Origin of the sequence: Agreia sp. VKM Ac-1783, from assembly GCF_900177765.1 — a bacterium.
In the GTDB taxonomy this organism is placed as follows: Bacteria; Actinomycetota; Actinomycetes; order Actinomycetales; family Microbacteriaceae; genus Agreia.
In genome coordinates this window covers 169,269-192,896 of the sequence record NZ_FXWI01000006.1, presented here as the reverse complement: position 1 = coordinate 192,896, position 23,628 = coordinate 169,269, and the positions used below count along the sequence as shown (strand labels likewise).

At 66.8% G+C, this 23,628-nt stretch carries 12 protein-coding genes; 3 read left to right on the top strand and 9 right to left on the bottom strand.

The genetic code is table 11. The features are described 5' to 3' along the window. Positions 1–46: 46 nt before the first annotated feature. The 3 genes from CCK87_RS17900 (at position 47) to CCK87_RS17890 (ending at position 2,208) form a co-directional block, all read left to right on the top strand. Complete coding sequence (locus tag CCK87_RS17900; RefSeq protein WP_086462766.1) at positions 47–619, top strand: TetR/AcrR family transcriptional regulator; 573 nt, start codon at positions 47–49, stop codon at positions 617–619. A 13-nt stretch (positions 620–632) separates the two neighbouring features. Next, positions 633–1,364: an HAD-IA family hydrolase gene (locus CCK87_RS17895; protein WP_086462765.1), complete on the top strand. Its 732-nt coding sequence runs from the start codon at positions 633–635 to the stop codon at positions 1,362–1,364. A gap of 79 nt (positions 1,365–1,443) precedes the next feature. Continuing rightward, positions 1,444–2,208 carry a glycoside hydrolase family 16 protein gene (locus CCK87_RS17890; protein ID WP_086462764.1) on the top strand — a complete coding sequence of 255 codons (765 nt, stop codon included), beginning with the start codon at positions 1,444–1,446 and terminating at the stop codon, positions 2,206–2,208. Here the strand turns inward: CCK87_RS17890 and CCK87_RS18415 are convergent. The 9 genes from CCK87_RS18415 to CCK87_RS17850 form a co-directional block, all read right to left on the bottom strand. Then, on the bottom strand, positions 2,201–2,374 hold the full coding sequence (locus tag CCK87_RS18415; RefSeq protein WP_157439204.1) for a hypothetical protein: 174 nt from the start codon (positions 2,372–2,374) through the stop codon (positions 2,201–2,203). The two genes, CCK87_RS17890 and CCK87_RS18415, sit on opposite strands and share 8 nt — an antisense overlap. A 113-nt stretch (positions 2,375–2,487) precedes the next feature. Beyond that, positions 2,488–5,379, bottom strand: coding sequence for an immunoglobulin-like domain-containing protein (locus CCK87_RS17885; protein ID WP_170927343.1), 2,892 nt, complete (start codon positions 5,377–5,379; stop codon positions 2,488–2,490). Positions 5,380–5,421: 42 nt separating this feature from the next. Further along, positions 5,422–8,856 carry a family 43 glycosylhydrolase gene (locus CCK87_RS17880; protein WP_086462762.1) on the bottom strand — a complete coding sequence of 1,145 codons (3,435 nt, stop codon included), beginning with the start codon at positions 8,854–8,856 and terminating at the stop codon, positions 5,422–5,424. Between the two features lie 38 nt (positions 8,857–8,894). After that, the gene (locus CCK87_RS17875) at positions 8,895–11,477 is read right to left on the bottom strand and encodes a LamG-like jellyroll fold domain-containing protein (RefSeq protein WP_086462761.1); all 2,583 of its coding nucleotides are present in this window, start codon (positions 11,475–11,477) and stop codon (positions 8,895–8,897) included. 26 nt (positions 11,478–11,503) lie between these two features. Then, complete coding sequence (locus CCK87_RS17870; RefSeq protein ID WP_086462760.1) at positions 11,504–14,854, bottom strand: immunoglobulin-like domain-containing protein; 3,351 nt, start codon at positions 14,852–14,854, stop codon at positions 11,504–11,506. Positions 14,855–14,979: 125 nt separating this feature from the next. Beyond that, a complete protein-coding gene (locus tag CCK87_RS17865; protein ID WP_086462759.1) occupies positions 14,980–19,716 on the bottom strand; it encodes a family 43 glycosylhydrolase in 4,737 nt (1,578 codons plus the stop codon). 153 nt (positions 19,717–19,869) lie between these two features. Next, a complete protein-coding gene (locus CCK87_RS17860; RefSeq protein ID WP_086462758.1) occupies positions 19,870–20,910 on the bottom strand; it encodes a sugar ABC transporter permease in 1,041 nt (346 codons plus the stop codon). Continuing rightward, positions 20,907–21,974 (bottom strand): ABC transporter permease, encoded by a 1,068-nt coding sequence (locus tag CCK87_RS17855; protein WP_086462757.1) that lies wholly within the window; start codon positions 21,972–21,974, stop codon positions 20,907–20,909. The genes CCK87_RS17860 and CCK87_RS17855 overlap by 4 nt, the downstream gene beginning before the upstream one ends. Further along, on the bottom strand, positions 21,974–23,563 hold the full coding sequence (locus CCK87_RS17850) for a sugar ABC transporter ATP-binding protein (protein ID WP_086462794.1): 1,590 nt from the start codon (positions 23,561–23,563) through the stop codon (positions 21,974–21,976). Before CCK87_RS17850 ends, CCK87_RS17855 begins: the two co-directional genes overlap by 1 nt. Positions 23,564–23,628: the final 65 nt, after the last annotated feature.

The following is a 23,628-nucleotide window of genomic DNA, read 5'->3' as shown; positions in this document are numbered from 1 at the left end:
CCGTAGCACCGTGATGGGACAATTGTCGCGTCGCTAGAATGATTCCATGCCTCGTTGGGAACCGGACGCTCGTGAACGCTTCGTCGCCGCAGCCCTCGAGCTCTTCACCGACCAGGGCTACGACGAGACGACGGTCGCGCAGATCGCGGAGCGCGCGGGCCTCACGAAGAGCACGTTCTTCAGGCATTTCAGCGACAAGCGCGAGGTGCTCGCGGCCGGCCAGGAGACCCTCTCACGCCTGCTCGCCGACGGCGTCACCGCAGCTCCAGCCGGCGCGTCCCCGTTGGAGGCCGTCGCCGCCGGCCTCGACAACGCGTCCTCCGCCATGACTCCTTTCAACCGCGAGCTCGGCCCCCGCCTCGAGGCCGTCATCGCGACCAGCGGCGAGCTGCAGGAGCGCGCGGTGCTCAAGCGCGTCGGCATGGCATCCGCGATCGCCGATGCCCTCCGCGACAGGGGTGTCGACGAATCGTCGGCCTTCATGGCCGCAGAGCTCGGCGTGCTCGCCTTCAAGGTGGGCTTCGACGAGTGGATCTCCGACGACAGCGAGCAGAGCCTGGGTGCGCTGACCTCGGCCGCGCTCGATCGCTTCAGGGTGGCGATGACGCAGCTCGACTGATTGACTGCACGTCATGCAGGCAACGCCGTTCGTCGCGAGTCACATCGACGCGATCGTCTTCGATGTGATCGGAACCCTCGTCGACGAGGACGCGACGTGGGCCAGGGTCTCCGCGCAGCTCGCGACGGAGGCCGGCCTCAGCGATTCGGCAGTGCTCAACTCCCGCTGGACCGAGCTGCTGAACGAGCGCATGAACGCCGTGATCTCGGGCGAGACGCCGTGGAAACCGCACGCCCGACTGGTGGGCGACACCGCAGACGAGGCGATCGTGACCCTGGGAGGCAGAACGTCGGCGGCGACCTCGGCGCTGGTGGAGTTCGTGGATCGGGAGTATCCGGCGTGGCCCGATGTCGCGCATGCGACCGCCGCCCTGCGGCAGAACCGCCTCGTCGCGGGCGTGAGCAATGGCGACCTCGACTCTCTTGCATGGCTCGCGAACACCAACGCGATCAGCTGGGACATCACGCTGTCGACCGCGGCCGTTCAGACCTTCAAACCCGCGCCGGCCGCGTATCGCTTCGCCATCGAGCAGCTCGGCATCGACCCGCAACGGACTCTCTTCGTCGCAGCCCATCCATGGGACCTGAGAGCCGCCGCCCTGCACGGGTTCCGCACCGCCTACATCGCCCGGCCGGGCGCGGAGCTGCCCTCGAGCGATGATCGCTTCGACCTAAAAGCTGACGACTTCTTCGCGCTGACAGACCTTCTCGAGGGCCACACCGCAGCAGTTGCCTTTACGGACTGACGCTACCGGCGCACTGGCAACTCCTGTCTGCAGTGGGCACTACTGTCGGGTCCTGTGCGACCACGGCCAGAATGGAGCCATGGCCACGGCGATGATCCACGACGACTTCGACGGCGGCGAGCTCGATCCCACCACATGGGTCGACCACTACCTGCCGCAGTGGACGACCCCCGAGCGATCGGCCGCGCGCTACGACTGGCCGAGCGACGGCATCCGGCTGCGCATCGACGCGGATCAGCCCGCGTGGCGTGAGGCCGACGGGCTGATGAGGGTCAGCAACCTGCAGACGGGAACGTTCTCTGGCCCCGCCGACAGCGCACGCGGAACCCATCGGCACCGGCCCGACGGCCTGCGAGTGGTGACACCGCAGCCCACGCGAAGACTGTGGACCCCGACCGCTGGTGAGGTCTCCGTGCGGGTGAGTGCCTCAGCCGACCCGACCGTGATGGTGGGCATCTGGCTGGTCGGTTTCGAGGCATCCGGCCCGGAGGACTCGGGCGAGCTGTGCATCGCCGAACTGTTCGGCGACAAGGTAGGGGCCTCGACGAGCATCGTTCGCGTCGGCATCAAGGCGCATCACGACCCCCGGCTGGTCGACGAGGTCCGGGACATCCCACTCGCCATCGACGCGACGCAGCCGCACAGCTACGGCGTGAGATGGTCGGGCGGTGTCACCGAGTTCTCGGTCGACGGAGACGTGGTGATGACCAGTGGCCAGCGGTTGACCTACGAGCAGCAGCTCATGATCGACCTGTTCGAGTTCCCGAGCAGCTCCGAGCGCGCGCCCGAGAACTACCCCAAGTCCGCGCGCGTCCACTCCGTGCGGGCGACCTCCGCTACGTGACCGGCACGGAGCGAGGCGCCCGGCCGGCCTCCGCACAGTCGCGGCACCACCATCCGGTGAAGCGCTCGAGCATGACCAGTTCCTGCGGTTCACCACAGGTGGGGCAGGGCGGGCTGGCTTCGACGCCGTCGGCATGCTCGGCTGCTCGCGGTGCGGTGTCATCCATGTCAGGAGTCTAGACAGCAGGTACCGATGCGGACAGGGGGTACCGGCGCACCGGCACCCCCTGTCCGTAGTGGGGACTACTGCCCGCGAGCGAGCAGAGAGCGAGCTCGTCGCTCAGTCAGTCATCGAACGTCGACGCTTGCGCGCGATCATCATGATGATCCCTGCGGCGAGCAAGAGTGATCCCAGCGCAGACGGCAGAAGCACCTCCAGGCCTGTCCGTGCCAGACCCGCCGCATCCGACGCCGACGCGCCCGGAGCGACGACTCCCGGTGTGCCGGACGTCGAGGTGCCGGATGTCGAAGTGCCGGGTGTCGAGGGTCCGGGAGTGGGCGTGACCGTGCCGGGTTCAGTCGGCACGGCGGTGATGGTGACCGTCGCCGTCGCCCGAGTTGCCGCACCGTTCGAGAGATCCCCTCGCACGGTGAGGCTCCCTGCCGCGGCGAGGTCGGCCGATGTGACCGAGTCCCAGGTCACAGACAGCTCCCGCACGCTGCCGTCGGCGAATGTGGCTGAGAGCGTTCCGGGCAGCGCGACACTCGTTGCGCCCGCGCGCACCTCCACCTCGACCGGTTCCACACTCGTCACGAGCAGGTTCGCTCCCCACTTCGCAGCGAGGGCATCGCGCTCCTCACGGGTGATGGCGAGCACGGAGCCGTGTCGAGGCGACGTGGGAAGGGAGAAGTTCGCCGGATAGTCCCACTGGATGTCCCCCTCCAGCGAGCCTGTGCCGAGCGGGATGTATCCGACTCCGCCGTAGTTGTCGACCCACAGGAAGTACTTGTATCCGCTCTCGTCACCGGGGTTGGCCTTGAAGACGCTGGGGCCTTCGACCTCGGGCGTGCCTGCGGTGCGACCGATGCAGTCGTCGATCTGCTCCCAGGAACCCGACGCCGTCGTGGCCCGCAGCGTCTCGGACTTCTGTCCGATGATGTCCGGCGAGGGGCATCCCGTGACCTGCGTTGCCTTGGTGAACCGGTAGAACGTTCCGTCCTCCTCGAGCACTGTCGAGTCGATGAGTCCGTTCTCGGGCTTGAGCGAGGGAAGATCAGCCGCCTTGAACCACGACGTGGGCTCGGTGAAGGTTCTGAAATCCCGGGTGATCGATGTCATGATCTGAGGACCGTTGCCGTCGCCCTGGGTGCGAGTCTCATCGGTGTACAGCGACGAGGTCCAGTAGACGACGTATGCATCGATGGTCGCGTCGTATGTCGCTTCCGGCGCCCAGGTCATGCCCGCGTTCGGCAGGTTGACCTCCACGTGACGCTGCTCGCCCCAGTTGACCAGGTCTGTCGATTCCCAGATCTCGAGATAGTGGCTTCCGTTGCCCACAGCCCCGCCCCAGCCGCTGCGGCCGACCGAGAGATCGGTGGCGATAAGGAAGAAGCGATCGCCCTCAGGGGAGCGCATGATGAACGGGTCACGCAGTCCCTTGGTTCCGAGCGTCGACTCGAGCACAGGCTGCGCATCGTTCAATTCGTCCCAGTCCAGGGCGTTGTTGCCCTCGGACACCGCGAAACGCAGCTTCTCACCGTCGATCGAGTCTCCCGTGAAGTACACGAACATGTACGCCTCGAGGTCTTCGGCCGTCGGACCCGCGAGCGCAGGAACGGTCAGCTCGAACGGCACGACGACGCTCGCCGTTCCGGGCACAGACACCGTCGCCGTCAGCGTGACGGCGGTGTCGCTGCTGCCTCGCGTGACCGCGCCCTTCTTGGTGACGTCCTCACCCGATCCCGCGTCGACCGCGCTGATCGCATCGGACGAGGATTCCCACGTGATGACGGCCGTCGAGGCTCCTGCCAGTGCCGCAACGGCAGGCAGGTCTGCTCCCGATTCCGGCAACGTGAGGCTTCCGAGTACATCGGAGGCGAACTGGGGCGAGGCGGCGAGCGCTCCGGAGACCGCGGCAGCGAGCTCGGATTCGGCGTTCTGGCCTTCCGGGTATGCGATGACCGTGGCCGTGATGCCCGCACCCGTGGCGGTGGCCCCGCCGCGTGTGGCGGTGGGAGTGAGCGTCACCGTCGCATCCGGCTGACCGGCGGCGGGCCGGGTCACGGTTCCGTCCGCCGCGATGACGGCCGGGTTCGACGAGACCCAGCTGAGGGCAGAACCGGATGCGCCGGTCGTCGGCAGCGTGAGCGACGCGGTGACGCGGCTCACGTCGCCGAGATCGACCGCGGTGTCCGACTGCGCGAGCGCCTCGTAGACCGGGGCCTGGCCGTCTTTCAGGTCTGCTGCGGTGAGGGCGCTGTCGTGCACCTCGACGTCATCGATGACGCCGCCCCAGAGGGCATCCGGCGCGTAGAACGATTTGCCGACGTACCCGGAGAAGGTGCTCGTTCCTTCAGCTGCGGCGGCCGTGTAGGTGATCGGCGCCGTGCCGGCGAGTTCGCCGTCGACGTAGGTGGAGACCGACGTGCCACCGTCGACGACGACGGCCAGGTGAGTCCAGACGTCTGCGGGCACCGGCTTCGCGCCGGATGCCCGCACCTCACTGCCGTCACGGATCGCCCCGTAGGCGCCGCTGCCGCACTGCGTCGTGGCGAACACGTGATGCTCGACCGCCGAGCCGAGGGCGAAAGGCCACGTACAGGGGTTGGCGCCATCCCACTTGACCCAGGCCGAGATGGTGAGATCGGTGGCGCCATCCGCGACGACACCGGGGGCGATCGAGAGGTAAGCGGCTGTGGAGGTGCTCGCTCCCCCGGGCAGCTTCAACGCCTTGTCACCGGCCAGTCCGGTCGGCCCCGCGGTGAGTTCTGCACCGGTGCCCACGACTGTGGCGCCGAAGCCGTTTCCGCTCGCATCCGGGATCGCAGCCGAGGTCGCAACGCTCGACACATCGTCGAACGAGTAGTCGAGTACCGCCGGCACGACGGCGGCCAGCGCGGGCGAGGCTCCGGCAGCGAGGGATGCGACGCCCAGGGCACTGACGAGCGCCAGACCGGTCAGGCCCCTGCCGACTCGCCTGAGGCGACGTTGATCGGGTACAACGTGTTTCATGTTTTCTCTCCTGTGGTGTGGTGATCGAGTGTGCGACATCGTTCAGGCACTTCGGCGTCGAAGGAAGAACGCGAGGCCGCCGGCGAGCAGCAGTCCGAGCGCGCCGAGACCTGCCAACAGAGCGCCCGAACCGGTCAGAGCCAGCGGCCCCGTCAAGGCGGAACCATTCGTGGTGGTGGAACCCGTCGACGTGCCGCCGTCGGTGCCGACGGGACTCGTCGGATCGGTCGGGCCTGTCGGCTCGGTGGGCGGCAGCGTGGGCGGCACGACCGTGCCGTCCGGGACCACGACATTGAGCGTCACCGTCGGTGAAGCCAGTTCTTCTCCCGGCTCCATGTCGAGCACCGGCAGGCCCTCGGCCGACCAGTGCACTCGCCGAACGAACATGTCGCGTCCGTTGAGGTTGTTGTTGTCGGTGCGGGCGTGGAAGACGTAGATCATGTTTCCGTCCTCGTCCTCCGACCACATTCCATGGCCGGTTCCGAGCTGCCACGCGCCGTCGAACAGGCCGGACTTCTGAATCGGGTAGTTGAGCTTCGTCCAGGCCTCAGGGGTCGTGAGATCCGTCTCACCCGACGCATCCGCCGTGGCGAGACCCGTCGTATAGGTATCTCCGACCGTCGAACCTGAGTAGATGAGCTGCAGTCTGCCATCGCGGGTGATCACGTTCGGACCCTCGGCGATCGTGTTGTCCCACGCGTACTCCGGAGCCAGAATGCGCACCGGGTCGGTCGTCAGACGGGTCGGGTTCGCCGGGTCGACCTTGGCGATGAAGAGCGCACCGAGATGCTGCCACACGTAGTAAGCCTGGCCCGTCTCGTCTTGGAAGAACGTCATGTCGAGCGAGATGCCGTTGACCTGATTGAGGTCGGATCCGTCGGGCCGCAAAATTTTGGATGGCTTCGTCCAGTTCGCGGGAATCGCCGGGTCGAGGTCCGCACCCGAAGCATCCTGCTTCAGCTGCATGATCGACGCGCGGCCCGACCACATGTCGGGGTTGCTGCCGTAGCAAGGCATGAACAGAATCGAGAGTCGACCGTCTATCTCGTGGTACTCCGGCGCCCAGAAGCATCCGGTCATGACCGCACCCGCCGCATCGGTATCGCCGCGCTTCAGCAGGTCGATCTCCTGTGCGCCTGCTGCATCCGACAGGCCCGAGACCGTGTCGGCAATACGAATGGGCATCTTCGCTGCGCCCTGCTGGTCAATGTTCGACCCGTAGAGGTCGTTCGTCGCGATCATGAGGTACTTCGTGGTGCCGTTGAAGTCGTACTTGTAGACCGACGGGTCGGCGCGCTCATCGGCGAACGGGCGCGGATATTCGGTCTGCTTCACGGTTCCGGTCACGGCGTAGGTTCCCGGCTTCGACGTGTCGACGGCGCTGGTGTCCCAGGTCGCGACGGGCAGCGAGCCGGTCGATCCGTCGGAGTACTCGAGCGCGACATCGGTCGGCAACCCGAGCGCCGACGCATCCGCCCCGAGCGACGCTTCGACATCGTCGAAGGGCGCGTAGCCGGTGTTCGTGATGCGGCCGAAGCGCTCCTCGAGGGCCGTGATCGTGGCCGCGTCGACGGGCACGGTGCGCCCGGCGACGTAGTCGTCGATTCCGGATGCGGCCGCGACCGCGCCCCGGTCGTTGATTACGCCGGCCACGATCTCGCCGCGGGTGCCAGCATCTGCGAGGTCAGCCACCGTCGTGTACTTCGGGGTTCCCGAGTCGTCAGTCCAGGCGATGACGTACACATCGGCCGCCGAGTCGTAGACCGCGTGCGGCGCATTCACGCCGTTGGTCTCGCCGAGGTCGAGGAGGCCGACCTCGGTGTAAGACAGCAGATCGGACGAGGTCGCGATCAGCACGCTCGACTTTTGTGTGCCGTCGGATGCGCCCTCACGGGCGGTGCGGGTGGAGATGACGCCGTAGCCGCCGTCCTCGAGAGCGAACACCTGCGGGTTCACGAGGCTGCGGATGATGTCGTTCGACGTTCCGTTCGGCGGAGGAGTCGCCGACGTCTTCGGGAAGAAGATCCCGTAGTTCTCGTTGAGAGGCGTCCAGCTCGACGCGTCTGCGGAGGGCAGAGCGAGGTGCATGCTCAGGGCGACATCGGCGTTGTTCGCCGTGTTCGCGCTGGTCGGAGTGCGGTGGTAGCTCAGCAGCTCCTGCGAGGAGCCCGCCGGCAGCACACGGACGGTGAACGTCTTCGTCACGGTGACCGCAGGGGTATCGGTGCTGGCGATGACCGCGTCGACCGTTCCCGTGACGTCGCCGGCGGCGGCCGCACCAGCGGCATCCGGTGCCGTGATCGTGCCGTCGGCGGCGACCGCGATGCCCTGCGCGTCCTGCAGCACAACGGTCGTGCCGTCGGCCGGGGCCGGCAGAACCGTTCCCGAGATGACGACCGGCGGCAGCACGTAGCCCGCCGCTGCGGCGTCGACCCGCGCCTGGTCGCTGGTCGGCAGCACGGTGAGGGTGATGCTGGTGGATGCGCTGACGCCTCGAACGGTGCTGGTGGCCGTGGCGGTGACCGTCGCCGGGCCGTCCGACTCCGAGGGCTGGTTCACGCGTCCATCGGCGGCAACGATCGTTTCGTCCGACGTCGCCCAGCTGACTGCTCCACCCGCCGTGGGAAGGGTGACGTAGCCGGCATCAATGGTCTGGTCGGCCAGGTCGAGGCCATCGAGGATCGCCTGCGCCTGAGCAGCCATGTCGGCCGAGTGGATTGCCGCATCCTGGTCGGAGATCGCGGTGACATCGGCCGCCGCGAGCGCCCGGTCGTAGACCCGGAATGTCGATACCTCGCCGGCGAAGAAGCCGTCTGGCCAAGGCGAGCGCCCGATCGCGTTGAGCGACTGATCGGTAATCGAGGCCGGGGTCAGCGAGGTGTTCGTCTGGCCCGTCTTCACGCCGTCGACGTAGAACGAGATGGTGCCGGCCGTTCCGTCGATGACGGAGGTGAGGCTGTACCAACGGCCTGCCTCGAGGTTGTTCGTCGCCCGCGCGTTGACCTCTCCCCCATTCGATGCTGTGGTGATGGCGGTTCGCGGGGTGTCTTTCACCGTGGCGAAGAAGTACGACGTGGGCGAGTCGTTACCGACGTTCCAGAGAAAGTTGAAGGCCGATTTCATCGAGGCGTCGATCTTGACCTCGGTGCTGATCGTGGCCGATGTCTTGCCCGCGAGAATATCGTTCGGGAGCCGCACCCAGTTCGCCGAGCTGTTCTTGGCCCCACCCGAGAATCGCAGTGAGTCGCCTGTCCAGCGGGCGTCACTGCCGTTCACGACCGTGGCGGCGCCGAGGGCACCCGCGCCCGAGGCCTGGTTCGAGACCGACGAGCCGGTCGTTTGCGAGAAGACATACTCGCCGATGAGGCCGCCTGTCGGAGCGGCCGCCGACGCGACGCCGGCTGCAGAGAGCCCGGTGCCGATCACGGCGAGCGACACCAGGGCCGCCGCGCCTCGCTTGAGAATTCTGGAAATCACGTGTTTACCTTCGCTTAGAGGTTCGGGAAGTGAGGAGATCAGGCGGAGCGGCGGCGAAGTACCGACGCGCCTGCCGCGAGCAGCAGGCCGGCGAGCACGACGATTCCGGATGCGCCGAAGCCCGTGGCCGCCAGCTTGTCGACGGCGGCCGACGACGCGGGGGCCGATGCCCCCGGCGCGTCAGTTCCCGGTTCTCCGGTTCCGGGCTGCCCGGGATCCACCGGGGGCACCACGACCTCGCCGGCGGCGACACGCACTGTCACCGTGACCGTGATCGAGGTCGAGCTCGACAACTGCTTGTCAGCCGCGTTCCACGCCGTCGATCCACCCGCGCCGACCCAGTCGTTGAGGTTCGCTCCGATCGACCGCACCGTGCCGGTGACCAGGTAGTCGCCGGCCACAGCGGTGTCGATACCGCTGAGGTCCCACTCCACCGGCAGCTCCGCTGTTCCGCGCCCGTAGGCCAGGTTCACGGCGGCCGTCTTAGGCAGCGCAGCGGCAACGGCATCTGCCGTCGCACCCTTCGTCACCCCCGCGGTACCGAGCTCAGCGGACACCGCGGATGTCGCATCCGCCGCGCGCACGGTGTCGTACTGGGCCTTGGTCAACGAGATGATGCCGCCGTGCTTCGTGTTCGGAGCCATCTCGAAGCCGGGCCCGGTCAGCTGCGTCCAGCCGGCATCCAAATCGTTCGTCACCATCGGCCGATAACCGGTGGAGGGTATGACGTCGACGTAGAGGTACCAGGTGTCGTCGCTGTGGCTCTTGAACACTGCCGGCCCTTCGACTCCGCCGGCGTTGCCGCCGGCCCAGACCGCGCCGATCTTCGTCTGCTTGGTCGTCCACGTCGTTCCGGGCTCCCACCAGCGGGCGGCCTGGGTCGACTCCATGTAGATACCGTTGCCGAAGGAGTTGTCCTTGGTGATGCGGTAGGTCGTGCCGTCGTTCTGGATCATCGTCGTGTCGATGGCGTTGCCACCGCTGTTCACGAAGTCGCCGCCATAGGAGTAGCTACCCTGCGTGAAGTCTGTTGTCGCGCCCCACAGCACTCGGTTGTACGAGGCGGTGTTGTGCTCCGGGTCGTTGTTCGGGAACACGTTCGACGCCCAGTACACGACGAACGCTCCGCGTCCGTCTGGGTAGTAGTCATCGACCCAGGTGGCCTCGGGAGCCCACGCCATTCCGAGCTGCGCCACGGTGTTCCCCTGGGCGTCGGCGGCCATGTCTATCTGGCGCTGGTCACCCCACGTCACCAGGTCCTTCGACTCCCAGATGTTGAGCTTCGTGCTCGCGTTCTTGGTCCAGTAGCACCAGGTGGTGCAGTTGCCCGAGCCGCTGTCTCCGCCGAAGACCCGCAGGTCGGTGGCGATGATGTAGTACGTCTGGGTCTCGGGGTTGTAGGTCAGGTACGGGTCGCGGATGCCCGTGGTTCCGAGGTCGGAGGCGAGGATAGGCTCGCCGCCGTTGAGCGGGTCCCACTGCTCGGGATTGTCTCCGCGCGACACGTCGAGGTAGATCTTCTCGGCGTATCCGGCCGAGTCCTCGATGAAGTGAACCATGAGGTAGCCGTAGTCGTCGGTCTGGCCTGCCATCGGGGTGACCGTCACGGCGATGTCCTTCGACGCGGTGATGCCGCGCACGGTTGCGGTGGCTGTCAGCGTTCCGGTGAGGGCAGGCTCGCCCGGGGCCGGCTGCACGGCCGTCGCTGTGACGCCGTCGGCGGCGATCGCGATACCGGGCGTTTTCGACGCCCAGCCCACGGCGCCACCGGATGCGGGAAGCACGAGTGAGCTGTCATCGATCGTCACCGGCTCGATGCCATCGACGAGGGCCTGCGCGGCCGCGCCAATGCTGTCGGCGTGGGCGAGGGCATCCTCGTCTGAAACGGCGTCGACCTCGTCGGCGGTCAACGCGCGGTCGTACACACGGAACGCGGCGACCTCGCCTTTATAAAAGGGATCGGGCCACGGCGAGCGGCCGATGGTGTTGAGGGACTGGTCGGTGATAGACGCGGGGGTCAGAGTGGTGTCGGCCTGGCCGACCCGGGTGCCGTCGACGTAATACGTGATGGTGCCGGATGCGCCGTCGATCACCGAGGTCAGGCTGTACCAGCGGTTCGCGTCGAGCGCGCTGGAGGAGCGAGCGTTCACCTCGCCGCCGCCGGAACTGGTGGTGATCGCGGTACGTGTGGTGTCTTTGGCGGTGGCGAACCAGTAGGCAGCGTTCGTGTCGCTACCGATGTTCCAGAGAAAGTGGTTCGCGGTCTTCATCGAGGGATCGATCTTGGCCTCGGTGGTGATCGTGGCCGAGGTCTTGCCGGCGAGGATGCCGTCGGGCAGCTCGACCCAGTTGGCGGTGCTGTTCTTCTCGCCGCCCGTGAAGACGAGGGAGTTCCCTGTCCACTGCGCGTCGGTGCCGTTCACCACGGTGGCGCCCGCGACGGCACCCGCCCCTGTCGCGGTGTTCGCCACCGCATTGCCCGCTGTCTGCGTGAAGAGGTACTCCCCTATCAGCCCGTCGGCGGGTGCCGCTGCGTTCGCCGGTGCGGTGACGAGCAGCGTCGACGCCACCATTCCCACCGAGACCAGTACCCCGGCCACCTTCGCTGTCGAAAACCTCATTGTTCTCCCCGTTGTCCTGTTGTGTCTTACTTCGATGCGAGTGTGCGTGTGCGGCGGCGTGCGATGACCAGCACGATGCCGACGAGGGCGAGCAGCAGTCCCCCGGCCAGGAAGCCGGCGGCTCCCGATCCGGTGCTGCTGAGGCTGCCGCCTGCATTGGTCGAGCCTGTGCCGGCATCCGAGCCCGACCCTGTCGTTGCCGCGCCACCCGGTGTACCGGACCCGGGTATCGACGTACCCGGCGTTGTCGTCGTCGGCGGCGTCCCCGGATCGACACCATCGCCCTCGACGACGACGCGCACCTGCACCGCGGCGTTCTCGGGGTCGAGCTCCTCGTCGGCCGTCATCGCGAACACGGGCAGCCCGTCGCTGGTGAAGTGCACCAGGGCGGCCCGGGCGTGCCTGCGGGGGTCGAACAGACCCGCATCCGTCGCCTCGCCCGGGTTCGACGAGTCGTTCACGGTGCGCGAGTGGTACACGCTCACCGGGTTGCCGAACTCGTCGACGGTGAACGAGTTGTGGCCGGGCCCCACCTGGCCGGGAACGTCGGCGCTGGTGAGCAGCGGGTAGGGGTTCTTCGTCCACGATGCCGGGTCGAGCAGATCGGCGGCCGAGTCGGCGGTGAGCACACCGACGGCGTACTTGTCGTCGACCGTGGAGGCCGAGAACGCCACGATGATCTTGCCGTTCTTCGTGATCACGGCGGGACCCTCGTCGATCTCGTCGCCGCCGTTCCTCTCCCACGCCAGAGTCGGCGACGAGAGAAGAATCGACTGCGAGATCAGCTGGTTCGGGTTCGCCCGGTCGACCTCGGCCATGCGCAGAGTCGACTGGCCGGGCTTCTCGGCCCAGACGACGTAGTCCTTGCCACCCGAGGAGAAGTGGGTCATATCGAGGGAGAAGTGCGTGAACGCTTCGGTGTCGCCGGGAGCCGCTGTGACCTGGCCCAGGCTCGTCCAGTTCGCGGGGTCGAGGGCGGCCTCGCCCCCGAACTCCCCGCCCGTGAACTTGAGCATGGCCGGTCGGATGTCCCAGACCCCGTTCCGCGCGGCCGTGAACAGGATGTACCAGTCGTCGCCGATCTTCTCGAGCTCGGGAGCCCAGATGAAGCGGTTCAGAGCGGGATCGGTGTTCTCGTGCCAGATCGTCGCCTCCGGGGCCGTCTTCAGGCCCTGGATCGTCTGTGCCCGACGCAGCACGACGCGGTCGTAGCCGTTCGGGTCGTCGGCGCGGGTCATGGGGTACGACGCCGTGAAGTAGTACCAGCCGTCGTCACCGAGGGTGACGTCGGGGTCTGCCCGGCGCTCGACGAGCGGGTCGGGGAACGTCGGCCTGGTCACCGTTCCGTCGACCGTGTAGGTACCCGGCCCCGCGGACTCGAGGGCCGCGAGGTCATCGGCATCCCATTCGACGGGCATCGACGAGGTGTCGCCGCTCGAGTACTCGACCGTCGCGGTCTCGGGAAGCACGGGCGCGTCGCCCTCGTCGACGGTCACGTCGTCGAACGCCTGCACGCCGGTGTTCACCACGCGGCTGAATTTCTCGACGATGCGGGAGTACTCGGCCTCCGTCACGCCGATGCTGGATGCGCCAGATGCGCCGGCCGGAAAGTCGCCGGCTTCCGCGGGCGCAGCCCCAGCAGCAACAGCAGCAACGGTCACCGGCGCGCTGAAGGCGGCGAAATCCGCCGTCGTCACCTCGAAGCGTGCTCCGCCTTGGCCGGTGTAGGCCAAGCGATAGGCGCCGATTCCGTTGTCGTACCGGGCCGAGACCGCGGTGGCGGTCACGCCGTCGGGTACGAACGACACCAGACGCTCGTTCGTGAAGGCGGTGAGGTCGGCCGAGTCGTAGACGTACAGCTTCGAGCCCGAGCCGTTCTCGATCGAGACGAGACGGAAGGTTCCATCGGGTGCGCGCAATGCAACGGGAGGCCCGAACTTCGCCGAGCCGAGAGAAGGGTAGAGCACTCCGCGCCCATTGTTCAGGGCCTCGAAGTCACCACCGGCAGACGGCGACGACGACGCGGCGAGGTGCAGCACGTCGGTGCGCGTGGTGTCGCCGTCGACGATGTACGAGCCGATCCGGCCTGCGTCCGCGGCCAGCACGGTGACGGCGAACTCGCGGGTCGCGGTCTGGCCGTCGAGGCTGAACGTCGCCGTGAGAGTGATCGTCTTCTCTGCAGCCGGCCGGGTGACCGAGCCGTCGTTCGTGATCGTGCCCGCATCCGATGAGGCCCAGGCCACGGTCACGTCGCCGATCGCCGTGCGCAGCACGAGGTCGTCGGTGACGTGGCTGATCGCGAGGTCGTAGCCGTCGACGGCCACCTGCAGGTTGTTCTGCGGGGTGTCGGCGAGCACGGTGAAATCGAAGGTGCGTGTGGTGCTGCGGCCGGCCAGCTCGATCGTGGCCGTGAGGGTAACGGGTACGTCGCCGCCCGTGGGCCGCGTCACAGTGCCGTCGTTCGCGATCACGTCCGGGCGATCGGATGCCCAGGTCACGGCCGACCCGTTGGCTCCCGTCGCCACGAGGTTGCGGTCGGTGGTGACGGCTCCCGAGCCGGGCGCGAGCGCATCGGCGTCGGCACCGAGCGCGGCCTGCACCGTGGCGTCGTCGGCCCACGAGTAGTACTCGGCCGCGATCTCCGCGTCGCTGAGCGCCGACGTCCACACCTTCACGTCGCGCACGCCGCCCTTGTAGAGCTCGTCGGCATACGACGACTTGCCGATGTACGACACGAGGTTCGAACCGAACTGGCTGACCGTTCGGCTGGTGGCAACCGATCCGATCTTCTTGCCATCGACGTAGCCGGTGATGCGGGTGGGCTCGATGACCGTGGTGTACAGGCCCCAAGCGCTGGATGTCGTCGGTCCGGCGATACCGTTGGACGCGTTGGTGGGCGAGATGCCCGCCTCAGTGCCCCACGGTGCGCCGGCATCGCTGCCGTTGGTGATGACCGACTTGAACAGGCCGGACGGGTTCTTGGGGTTCAACAGCCAGTACTGGGCCGGAGGATTGCTCGCCGAGCCGAAGAACATGGCGGCATAGTTGCCCGCGGTCTTCTCGTTGCGCAGCCACGTCGAAATGGTGAGCGTGTCGCGCCCGTCGAAGAGCCCGGTGGGCAGTTCGACGTATGCGGCGCTGCTGCCGCTCCCCCCTCCGGGGAGGGTCAGCTCGTTGCCTTCGACGGTGGCGCCCGTTCCCTTGATGACGCCGTCGTTTCCGTTCGACGACGAGTCGGGCACGGTCGTGCCTGACACGGCGCTGAAGTCGTAGTGCAGAAGCAGGTCGCCTTCGGCGGCGGAGGCCTGCGGCGCGACGAGCAGGGTACTGAAGGCCACCGCGAACGCGGTCACCAGGGCTAGTCGGGATCTGATCATGACACTCACTTCGTCGTGGGTTGGTGTTCGAGCGGGTGCTCGGCGGGTGGTCTCGATACGCGTCGGCCGCGGGCGGCCTCGGCTACTCGACCAGCGCAACGATCCGCTGAGCGGGCGTATCGAGATCACACTCGGCGGCGGCGGCGCATGACCAGCAGCAGGCCCGCTGCAAGCAGCAGCGCCCCGGCCAGGATCGGCCAGCCGACGGCGAGTCCGGTGCTGGCGAGCGGAGAGGTCTGCGACCCGGTTCCGGCGCCTGTACCTGCGCCTGGCCCGGTGTCGCCCGTCGATGCGGCCGCGATCACGGTCACCGCGATCTCGGCCACGTCATCGGAATCGGCGCTCGCCGCCCGCAGGGTGTGAGCCCCGGCCGGCACGGAGGTCGGCACGGTCAACGTCGCGGTGAAGGCACCCGAGGAGTCCGTCTGCACGGTTCCCAGTGCCGTCGGCGTCGAGAACAGCGTGAAGTCGATCCGCTCGTCTGTGCCGAAGCCGCTACCGCGAACCGTGACCGGCTTGCCCGCGGTCAGAGTGGTCGTCTCCAGCTGGAGCTGGGGCGAACCCGGGTCGACAGGCCCCACCCCGGCGGCGAGCACCGGTCCCACCGAGGCGACGGCCGAGGCGGCATCCCAGAGCGGCTTCTCAGCCGTCACCGATGCGCCGATCGTGGCGCCGACATCCGATGCGGTGAGCAGGTAGCTCTCCCCCGTGGCGCCGTCGATGTTCTCACCGTCTCGAGTCCACTGAACAGAGGTCGTCACCCAGGGCTCGGGCACCGACGCGGTCAGGGTCTCGTTCTCGCGAGCGGTTCCCGCGATCGCGACCGTCAGCGGTTGGGGATCGACGATCGTCTGGGCCTCGACGCTCGTAAGAGTGGGCGTCACGGGGTTGATGAGACCTGTCTCCGGGTCGAAGGTGAGCTTGTCGATCGTGGTCTCGCGGTGCTGGCCGTCTCCACCGGGGATGGCGAAGCGGTGGTACACGATGTACCAGTCGTCGGTGCCGGGCACGTTGAGGATCGAGCTGTGGCCGGTGGCGAGAATGCCCTGCGATGTGTCTTTCTCGAGGATCACGCCGCGGTAGGTCCACGGTCCGTCGACACTGGTCGAGGTGGCATAGCCGACCTTGTAGTTCTCCGAGCCCGTGTCATCGATGGAGTAGGTCAGGTGGTACAGGCCATCGCGGTAGTTCATGAACGCGCCCTCGCGGAAGTCGTTCAGCCCCGAGATCGTCTTGAGCGTCTCCTGCTTGATCGACAGCATGTCGTCGGAGAGCTCCGCGTAGACGGGCGCACCGTTACCCCAGAACAGGTAGTGCTTTCCGGTCTTCGGGTCGGTGAAGGCCGCCGGGTCGATCGCTTGGCCGGATGTGACGGCCTCGTTGTTGAGAATCATCGCCTCCGGCTGAGCCGTGAACGGCCCCTCGGGGCTGTCCGCGACAGCCACGCCGATCGTCTTGCGATCGAGCTCGGCGTTGTGGCCACTGAAGTAGAAGTAGTACTTTCCATCCTTCTCGGAGATCGTAGGAGCCCACGCGTTGCCGGTCGCCCACGGAACGTTTCCGTCGGCGCCGTCGAGCGTCAGGATCGGCGCCTCAGAACGCTCCCAGTCGACGAGGTTCTTCGACGACCAGACGTAGAAGTCCTTGCCGCCCCAGCCCGGGTATCCGTCGGAGGTGGCGTAGACGTAGTACGTGTCGCCGAACGCGATGACGTTCGGGTCGGCGTAGAGCCCCGGGATGCTGGGGCTCGTCATCACGACGGCGCGCAGTGTCCAGGTGGTGGCGGCTCCGCCCGCGGTCGGCGTCAGTGTGACGGTCAGCGGGTCGCTGAGGTCGCTCGTCGTTCCGGATGCGGGACTCGCCACGACGCCGGCCGCGGTCGTGAACGTGGGCGTCAGCGCAGAGACGTCGGTGCCCGGCTTCACGGCGAAGGTCACCTCCTGCGTGCTGTTGTTCACGATCGGGGCGGTCTTCAGCACGTCGGCCTCGGCGAGAGTGACGCCCGAGAGCGCCCCCACATTGCCCGAGCGGGCGAGCACCTCGTCGGCCGACAGTGCACGATTGTAGAGCGCGAACTCGCGGTACTTGCCCCGGAACGTGTTGTCGGCGGTGTAGTTGGAGCGCCCCAGGTTGTTCGCGGTGGTGATGCCGCCGCCGATGTCTTCCGGGTCGCTCGTCACTGTTCCCGTGCCGGCGGCGACGCCATCGAGGTAGATCGTGGCCGTGTTGCCCTTCAGCGTGTAGACGAGGTGCGCCCACGTGCCGCGGGGCAGATCGGATCCCTGAGACACGGTCTGCTCCGTGGTCCAGTTGCCGGTCGCGAGGCTCGTGCGATAGGCGTTGCCGGTGCTGAACAGGTACCCGTTTCCGGCACCTCCGACCGTGTTGCCCAGGCCGTAGATGAAGTAGTTGCCCGATTGCTTCGGGTCGATCCAGACATCTGCCTCGACGGTCACATCGGTGACGCCGGCGAGCAGGTTGTCGGGAAGCTTGACGTAGTCGTCGCTGCCGTCGAAGGTCAGCGTTCCGTCGCCCCAGCTCGCTCCCCCGTTGATGGTGGCGTCTCGACCGTTGCCCGAGACATCCTTGACGGTCGCGCCCTGGCCGTTCGTGAAGTCGTAACGGAGGATCTCGCCGTCTTCGTTGGCGGGAAGAGCGGCCGGGCCGCTGCCCAGACTCTCGAGTTCTGCTGCGGTGACCGGAAGAACCGTGCCGTGACGCGGGCTGGCAGGCAGATCGTAGTTCGGCGCGACCTTCCAGTTCGGGTTCGCGATGTCATCGGTCTGCAGCGGAATGTAGCCACGGTCGCCGTATTCGTCGACGAAGAGATAGAACTTCTCGCCGTTGATGTCGCCGGGATTGGCCTTGAACGCCGTCGGTCCCTCGACCGCGCTGGTTCCGGCGTCACGCCCGATGCAGCTGTCGACCATGCTCCACGACTCCAGGGTCGCGCGCAGCTCGGTCGACTTCTCCTGGATGATGTCGGCGCAGCCTGTGCCGCCCGCTCCCTCGTCTTTCGTGAAGCGGTAGTACGTGCCGTCCTCCTTCAGAACGGTCGAGTCGATGCGCGACACGCCTTGGTCCTGCCAGACCTGTGCCGGCGTGAAGGTCACGAAGTCACGCGTCGTGGCGTACATCATGCGGTGATACGAGTTGCCCGTGTGGCCCGGGTCGTCGTCGCCGTAGAGCGCCGACGCCCAGAACACCACGTAGGAGCCGATGGTCTCGTCGTAGTACGCCTCGGGCGCCCAGGTCATTCCGGCGTTCTCGGGCGCCACCTTGATGTGTCGCTGCGGCGACCAGGTCTTGAGGTCGTGCGACTCCCACACCTCGAGGTACTTGCTGCCCGTGCGAACAGAGTCGCCCCACGAGGTGCCGCTGCCGATCGAGAGGTCTGTGGCGATCAGGTAGAACGTGTCCCCCTCGGGCGAACGGATGAGGAACGGGTCACGCAGACCCTTCGTGCCTTTGGTCGAGCTGAGAACGGGCTGTCCGCCGTTGAGCTCACGCCAGTCGAGTGCGTTGTTGCCCTCGCTCGCCGCGAAGAAGATGTTCTCGCCGGCCAGGGAGTTGCCGGTGAAGTAGGCGAAGGCGTAGCCCTCGTACTCGGCCGTCGGGGCGGCTTTGCGCACCGTCGCCGTGAAGTCGCGGGTGGCGCTGGCGGCACCCTTCGTGAGCGTCGCAGTGAGCACGACGGTCGTGTCGGATGCCTGCCGCAGCACCGTTCCGTCGGTCGAGACAACAGAGGGGTTCGACGACGACCATGCGAGCGTCACACCGTTGGATGCGATGGGAAGCGTCAGATTGCCGCGCACGTCGTCGACGCCCGTGATCTCGAGAGCCGCGGCCGCGGCATCCACATCGGACTGGTCGGAGGGCAGTGGCACGACCGTCGCGGAGAAGGTGCGGATCTCGGTCGCAGCGCCGCGGGTGATGGTGGCGATGAGGCCGACGGTGGCCGGGCTCTGGCCGGCAGCGGGCCGAGTGACGACGCCGGTGGTCGAGATCACCTCGGGTGAATCGGATGCCCAGGCGATCGTCGATCCGTTGACCCCGGTCGTCGGCAGGGTCACGTTGCCGGTGACGGCGCTCAAGTCGCCGAGGTCGAGCGCGTCCGAGTCGCGAACGGCCCGGTCGGCGTCAGCCGGCTGAAGAGCCGCGATCTCGGTGTCGGTGAGGGCCGTGTCGTAGATGCGGAAGTCGCGCACGCTGCCGGCGAGGTAGCGGTCGCTGCCGTAGTTCGATCGACCGATGTAGTTCGCGGTCGTCGCGCCGTTGCCCAGCTCGGCCGGCTTCACTGTGACGCCGGTCTGCGTCTTCACGAGTGCGCCGTCGAGGTAGAGCCGTGCTGTGTCTGTGGCGTCGTCGAGGGTGTAGCTGAGGGTCTTCCAGCTGCCTCGAGCCAGGTCGGCCTCAGAGTTCACGACCTGCTCGCCTCGCCAGTTGCTTGTGGTGATGCCAGCGCGATAGGCATTGCCCGTAGCGAAGAGATAGCCCGTGCCGTTGTCAGACGTCGCCGGGTTGCCCAGGCCGAAGATGAAGTACGGCGTCGCCTGCTCCGGCCGCACGAGCACCTGCGTGCTCACCGTGATCGAGTTGAGGCCAGCGAGCACGTTGTTCGGCAGTGCCACGTGGTCGTCGACCCCGTCGAGCACGAGTCCACCGCTTCCGGCGTGCACAGCCCCGCCCGCCACTGTGCCGTCGTACCCGTGTCCGGATGCGTCGACCGCCACGGTTCCGTCGGTCTCGTCGAGTGCGTACGAGAGCACGAGATGATCATCGGCCGCGAGCGCCGGGGTGGCACTGAGCAGGGGAACGGCGAGCGCGAGGGCGGTCACCAGGGCGATTCGGGATTTCAGCATGAACTCACTCCGTTGTGGGTTTTCTCGGCAGGACACTTTTTTCGTTGGTCGAGTAGGCCGCCCGCGGCCGTATCGAGACCACCGCGAGGGTGATCTCGATACGCGCTGCTCCTTCGTCGCGAGCGCTACTCGATCAGCGCAGAGGGGTGCAGATCAGGTCTTGCGTTTGCGCGAGACGACGAGCCTCTGCAGCAGCACGAAGACGAGAAGAATGGCGCCCGTGATGATGGTGGTCGCCTCGGGCGGGATGCTGCCGTCGCGGGTGATGAGAACGTTCATCAGGCCGAGCACGAGCGCGCCGATGACCGAGCCGAGCACGAAACCGGCGCCACCCGTCAGCAGCGTGCCTCCGATGATGACGGCGGCGATCGCATCGAGCTCCCAGCCGACGCCCGTGATGTTCTGGGCGATTCCGAGCTTCGACGTGTAGACCACGGCGGCCAGGCCGGCGAGGGTGCCGCTGATGACATAGATGGCGAGCTTGGTGCGCACGACGGGCAGGCCCATCAGTGTCGCCGACTGCTCGGATCCGCCAATCGCGTAGACCGTTCGGCCGAAGCGCGTCTTGTGCAGCACGTAGAAGGCGACGATCACGACGATGGCCGCGATGACGACGTTCGGCGTGGTGACGAGGTCGTTGATCTTCGGACCGTCGATCACCTTGATCTCGGTCGACAGGGTGCGGATGGGCGATTCGTCGGCCAGGCGCTCCGGCGTGGTCGAGAGCATGGATGCGAGACCGCGGGCCAGGAACATCATCGCGAGTGTCGCGATGAACGGTTGCACATTGAAGTACTGGATGAGGATTCCCGATGCCGCTCCGAATGCGGAGCCGATCAGGATCATCAGGACGATGACCACGAAGGGGTTCCAGCCCGAATTGGCGAGCATCACTCCCACGAGACTGCTGATCGCGATGATGGCGCCGACCGAGAGGTCGACTCCACCCGTGAGAATCACGAAGGTGAGTCCGACCGCCAGGATGATCAGGTAGGCGTTGTTGATGAAGAGGTTCGACAGCGTCGAGAACTGCAGGATGCGACCGTAGGCGATCTCGCCGTAGATGATCATTCCCACGAAGATCACGATCGCGGCCAGGGTCGGCAGCGTCTCGAGGTTGGGCTTGAGACGGCTCACGAGCGACGGGGTGTGCGGGCTCTGCGGCGCGCTCGGGCGTTCGATGACGGAGGTCATGCCGACACCGCCTCCTTTCGTGGCGTGCTGGTTCTCGCACGACGCTGGCTGAAGAGTGCGCGTACCCGCTGCGATTGCAGGAGGCAGATCGCCACGATGACGATGGCCTTGAATGCGGGGGTCGCCGACGACGGGATGGCGAGGAACACGATGGTCTTGTCGAGCGTGGCGATCAGCAGGGCGCCGATCACGCTGCCGGTGAGCGAGAACTTGCCGCCGGCCAGCGAGGTGCCGCCGATGACCACGGCGAGGATCGCGTCCATCTCGGACGAGAAGCCGGTCTTGGCCACCTCGACGGTCATGACGCTGGCGGTGCTGAAGATTCCCGCTACCCCGGCGAGTACGGCGCTCAGGATGTAGACGAAGATCAGCAGGCCGACCGGGCGGATGCCGGCCATGCGCGCTGCCTTGGGGTTGATGCCGATCGACTCGATCATGAGGCCGAGCGCGCTGCGGCGTACCAGCAGGGCGACCAGCGCGACGATCACCGCGCCGATCACGAAGACGACAGGAAAGCCGAGCACGGTGCCGTTGGCGATCCAGCGGAAGAACTCGTTGCTGGCCGAGGTGTTCTGACCGGAGGTGATGACCTTGGCGAGTCCTCGACCGGCCAGCATCATGATCAGCGTCGTGATGAACGGCTGCAGCCCCACGATCGAGACGAGTACGCCGTTGATCAGGCCGAGGAAGGCGCTGATTCCGAGGGCGAGCGCGATGGCCATGAGAGCGGATCCGAGAGATCCGTCGCCGGCGTCGTGCATGAACTCCATCGACACGGCGCCGGAGACGGCCATGACCGAACCGACCGACAGATCGATGCCGCGAGTGGCGATGACCAGGGTCATGCCCACGGCGATCATCATGATCGGGGCGCTGGCCCGGAGGATGTCGATGAGGTTGCCCGAGAGATCGCCGGTGACGGCGTTGACCGAGATGCCGAGGTAGGTCGGATCTTTGATGAGGTTGATGATCAGAAGGAGCACGAGCGCGGCGATGGCCCAGATGTAGGGCTGCTTGATGCTGGTCTTCACGAATGACGATGCACCCGATGTGGTGTTCGACATCAGTTGGCGCTCCCCTCGGTGGCGAGAGCGGCGGGCTCCGGCTCGATCGCGTCGACGCCCTGCGCCTCCGCGCCATCCGACGCGATCAAGTCGACGATCGTGTCTGCGGTGATGTCTGGCCCGTTGATGATCTCTCCGATCTTGCGGTGGTCTTTCAAGACCACGATTCTTTCGCTGAGGCGCACGACCTCTTCGAGCTCCGACGAGATGAAGACCACCGACATTCCCTCTTCGGCCAGGGTCGCGATCGCCTCCTGGATCTCTGCCTTCGCACCGATGTCGATGCCGCGAGTGGGCTCGTCGAGGATGAGGAGTTGGGGCTTCGTTGCGAGCCAACGGCCGAGCAGAACCTTCTGCTGGTTGCCGCCGGACAGGTTTCTGATGGGACGCTCCGGGTCGCTCGGTCGCACGTTGAGCTCGACGAGGTACTTGTCGCACAGTTCCTTCTGCTCGCGCTTCGAGAGCGGGCGAGCCCAGCCGCGCCGGGCCTGGACGGCCAGAATGAGGTTCTCGCGCACGGTGAGGTCGCCGACGATTCCCTCGTCGCGACGGTTCTCTGTCGAGAAGGCGATCTTGGTGGCGAGTCCGGCAACGGGGCTGTGCACCTCGGTGTTCTTGCCTCCGATGGTGACCTCTCCGGAGTCGGGGCGGTCGGCGCCGTACATCAGGCGGCCGAGTTCGGTGCGGCCGGAGCCGAGGAGTCCGGCGAGGCCCACGACCTCGCCCGGGTAGACGGCGATGTCGACGGGTTCGATCGAACCCTTTCGACCGAGATCTGTGGCGCTGTAGAAGGGCTGCTCGCCGCTCTCTCGCGCATCCCGCCGTCTGTTCGAGCCGAGCGAAGCGAGAGTCTCGAAGTCCTTGCCGATCATGAGCGAGATCAGCTGGCTGCGACCCAGGTCGCGGGTGAGGTGCTCCCCCACGAACTCGCCGTTGCGCAGCACCGTCAGTCGATCACTGATCGCGTAGACCTGGTCGAGAAAGTGCGAGACGAAGAGAATGGCGACGCCCTGGTCGCGCAGGCGGCGCATAACCGTGAAGAGGCCTTCGACCTCGTTGGCGTCGAGGCTCGAGGTCGGCTCGTCGAGGATGAGCACCTTCGACTTGGCGACCATCGCGCGGCTGATGGCGACGAGCTGCTGCAGGGCGAGCGAGATGCTCGACAGCGGCTGCCGCGGGTCGAGATCGCCCAAGCCGAGGCCGACGAGGGCCTCGTGAGCGGCCTGGTGGGTCTTCTTCCAGTTGATTCCGAAGGCGCCGCGGATCTCGTTGCCGAGCATCACGTTCTCGCCCACGGTGAGGTTGTCGCAGAGGTTGACCTCTTGGTAGACGGTCGAGATGCCGGCACTCTGGGCGTCTGCGGTTCCCGAGAACTGGCGGGGGCCGCCAGAGACGAAGATGCTGCCGGAGTCGATCTTGTACACACCGGTCAGTGCCTTGATGAGGGTGGACTTGCCCGCACCGTTCTCACCCATGAGGGTGTGCACCTCGCCCGGGTACAGCCGCAGCTGCACGTTCTGGAGGGCTTTGACGCCAGGGAACTCGATCGAGATATCGGTCATCTCGACGATCGGCTCTGTCGCTGCCATGTCTGCCTGCTCGTTCTGCCGTCTACCGGCCTCGTCTTTGAGTCGCGTGGATTCTCCCACGCGGG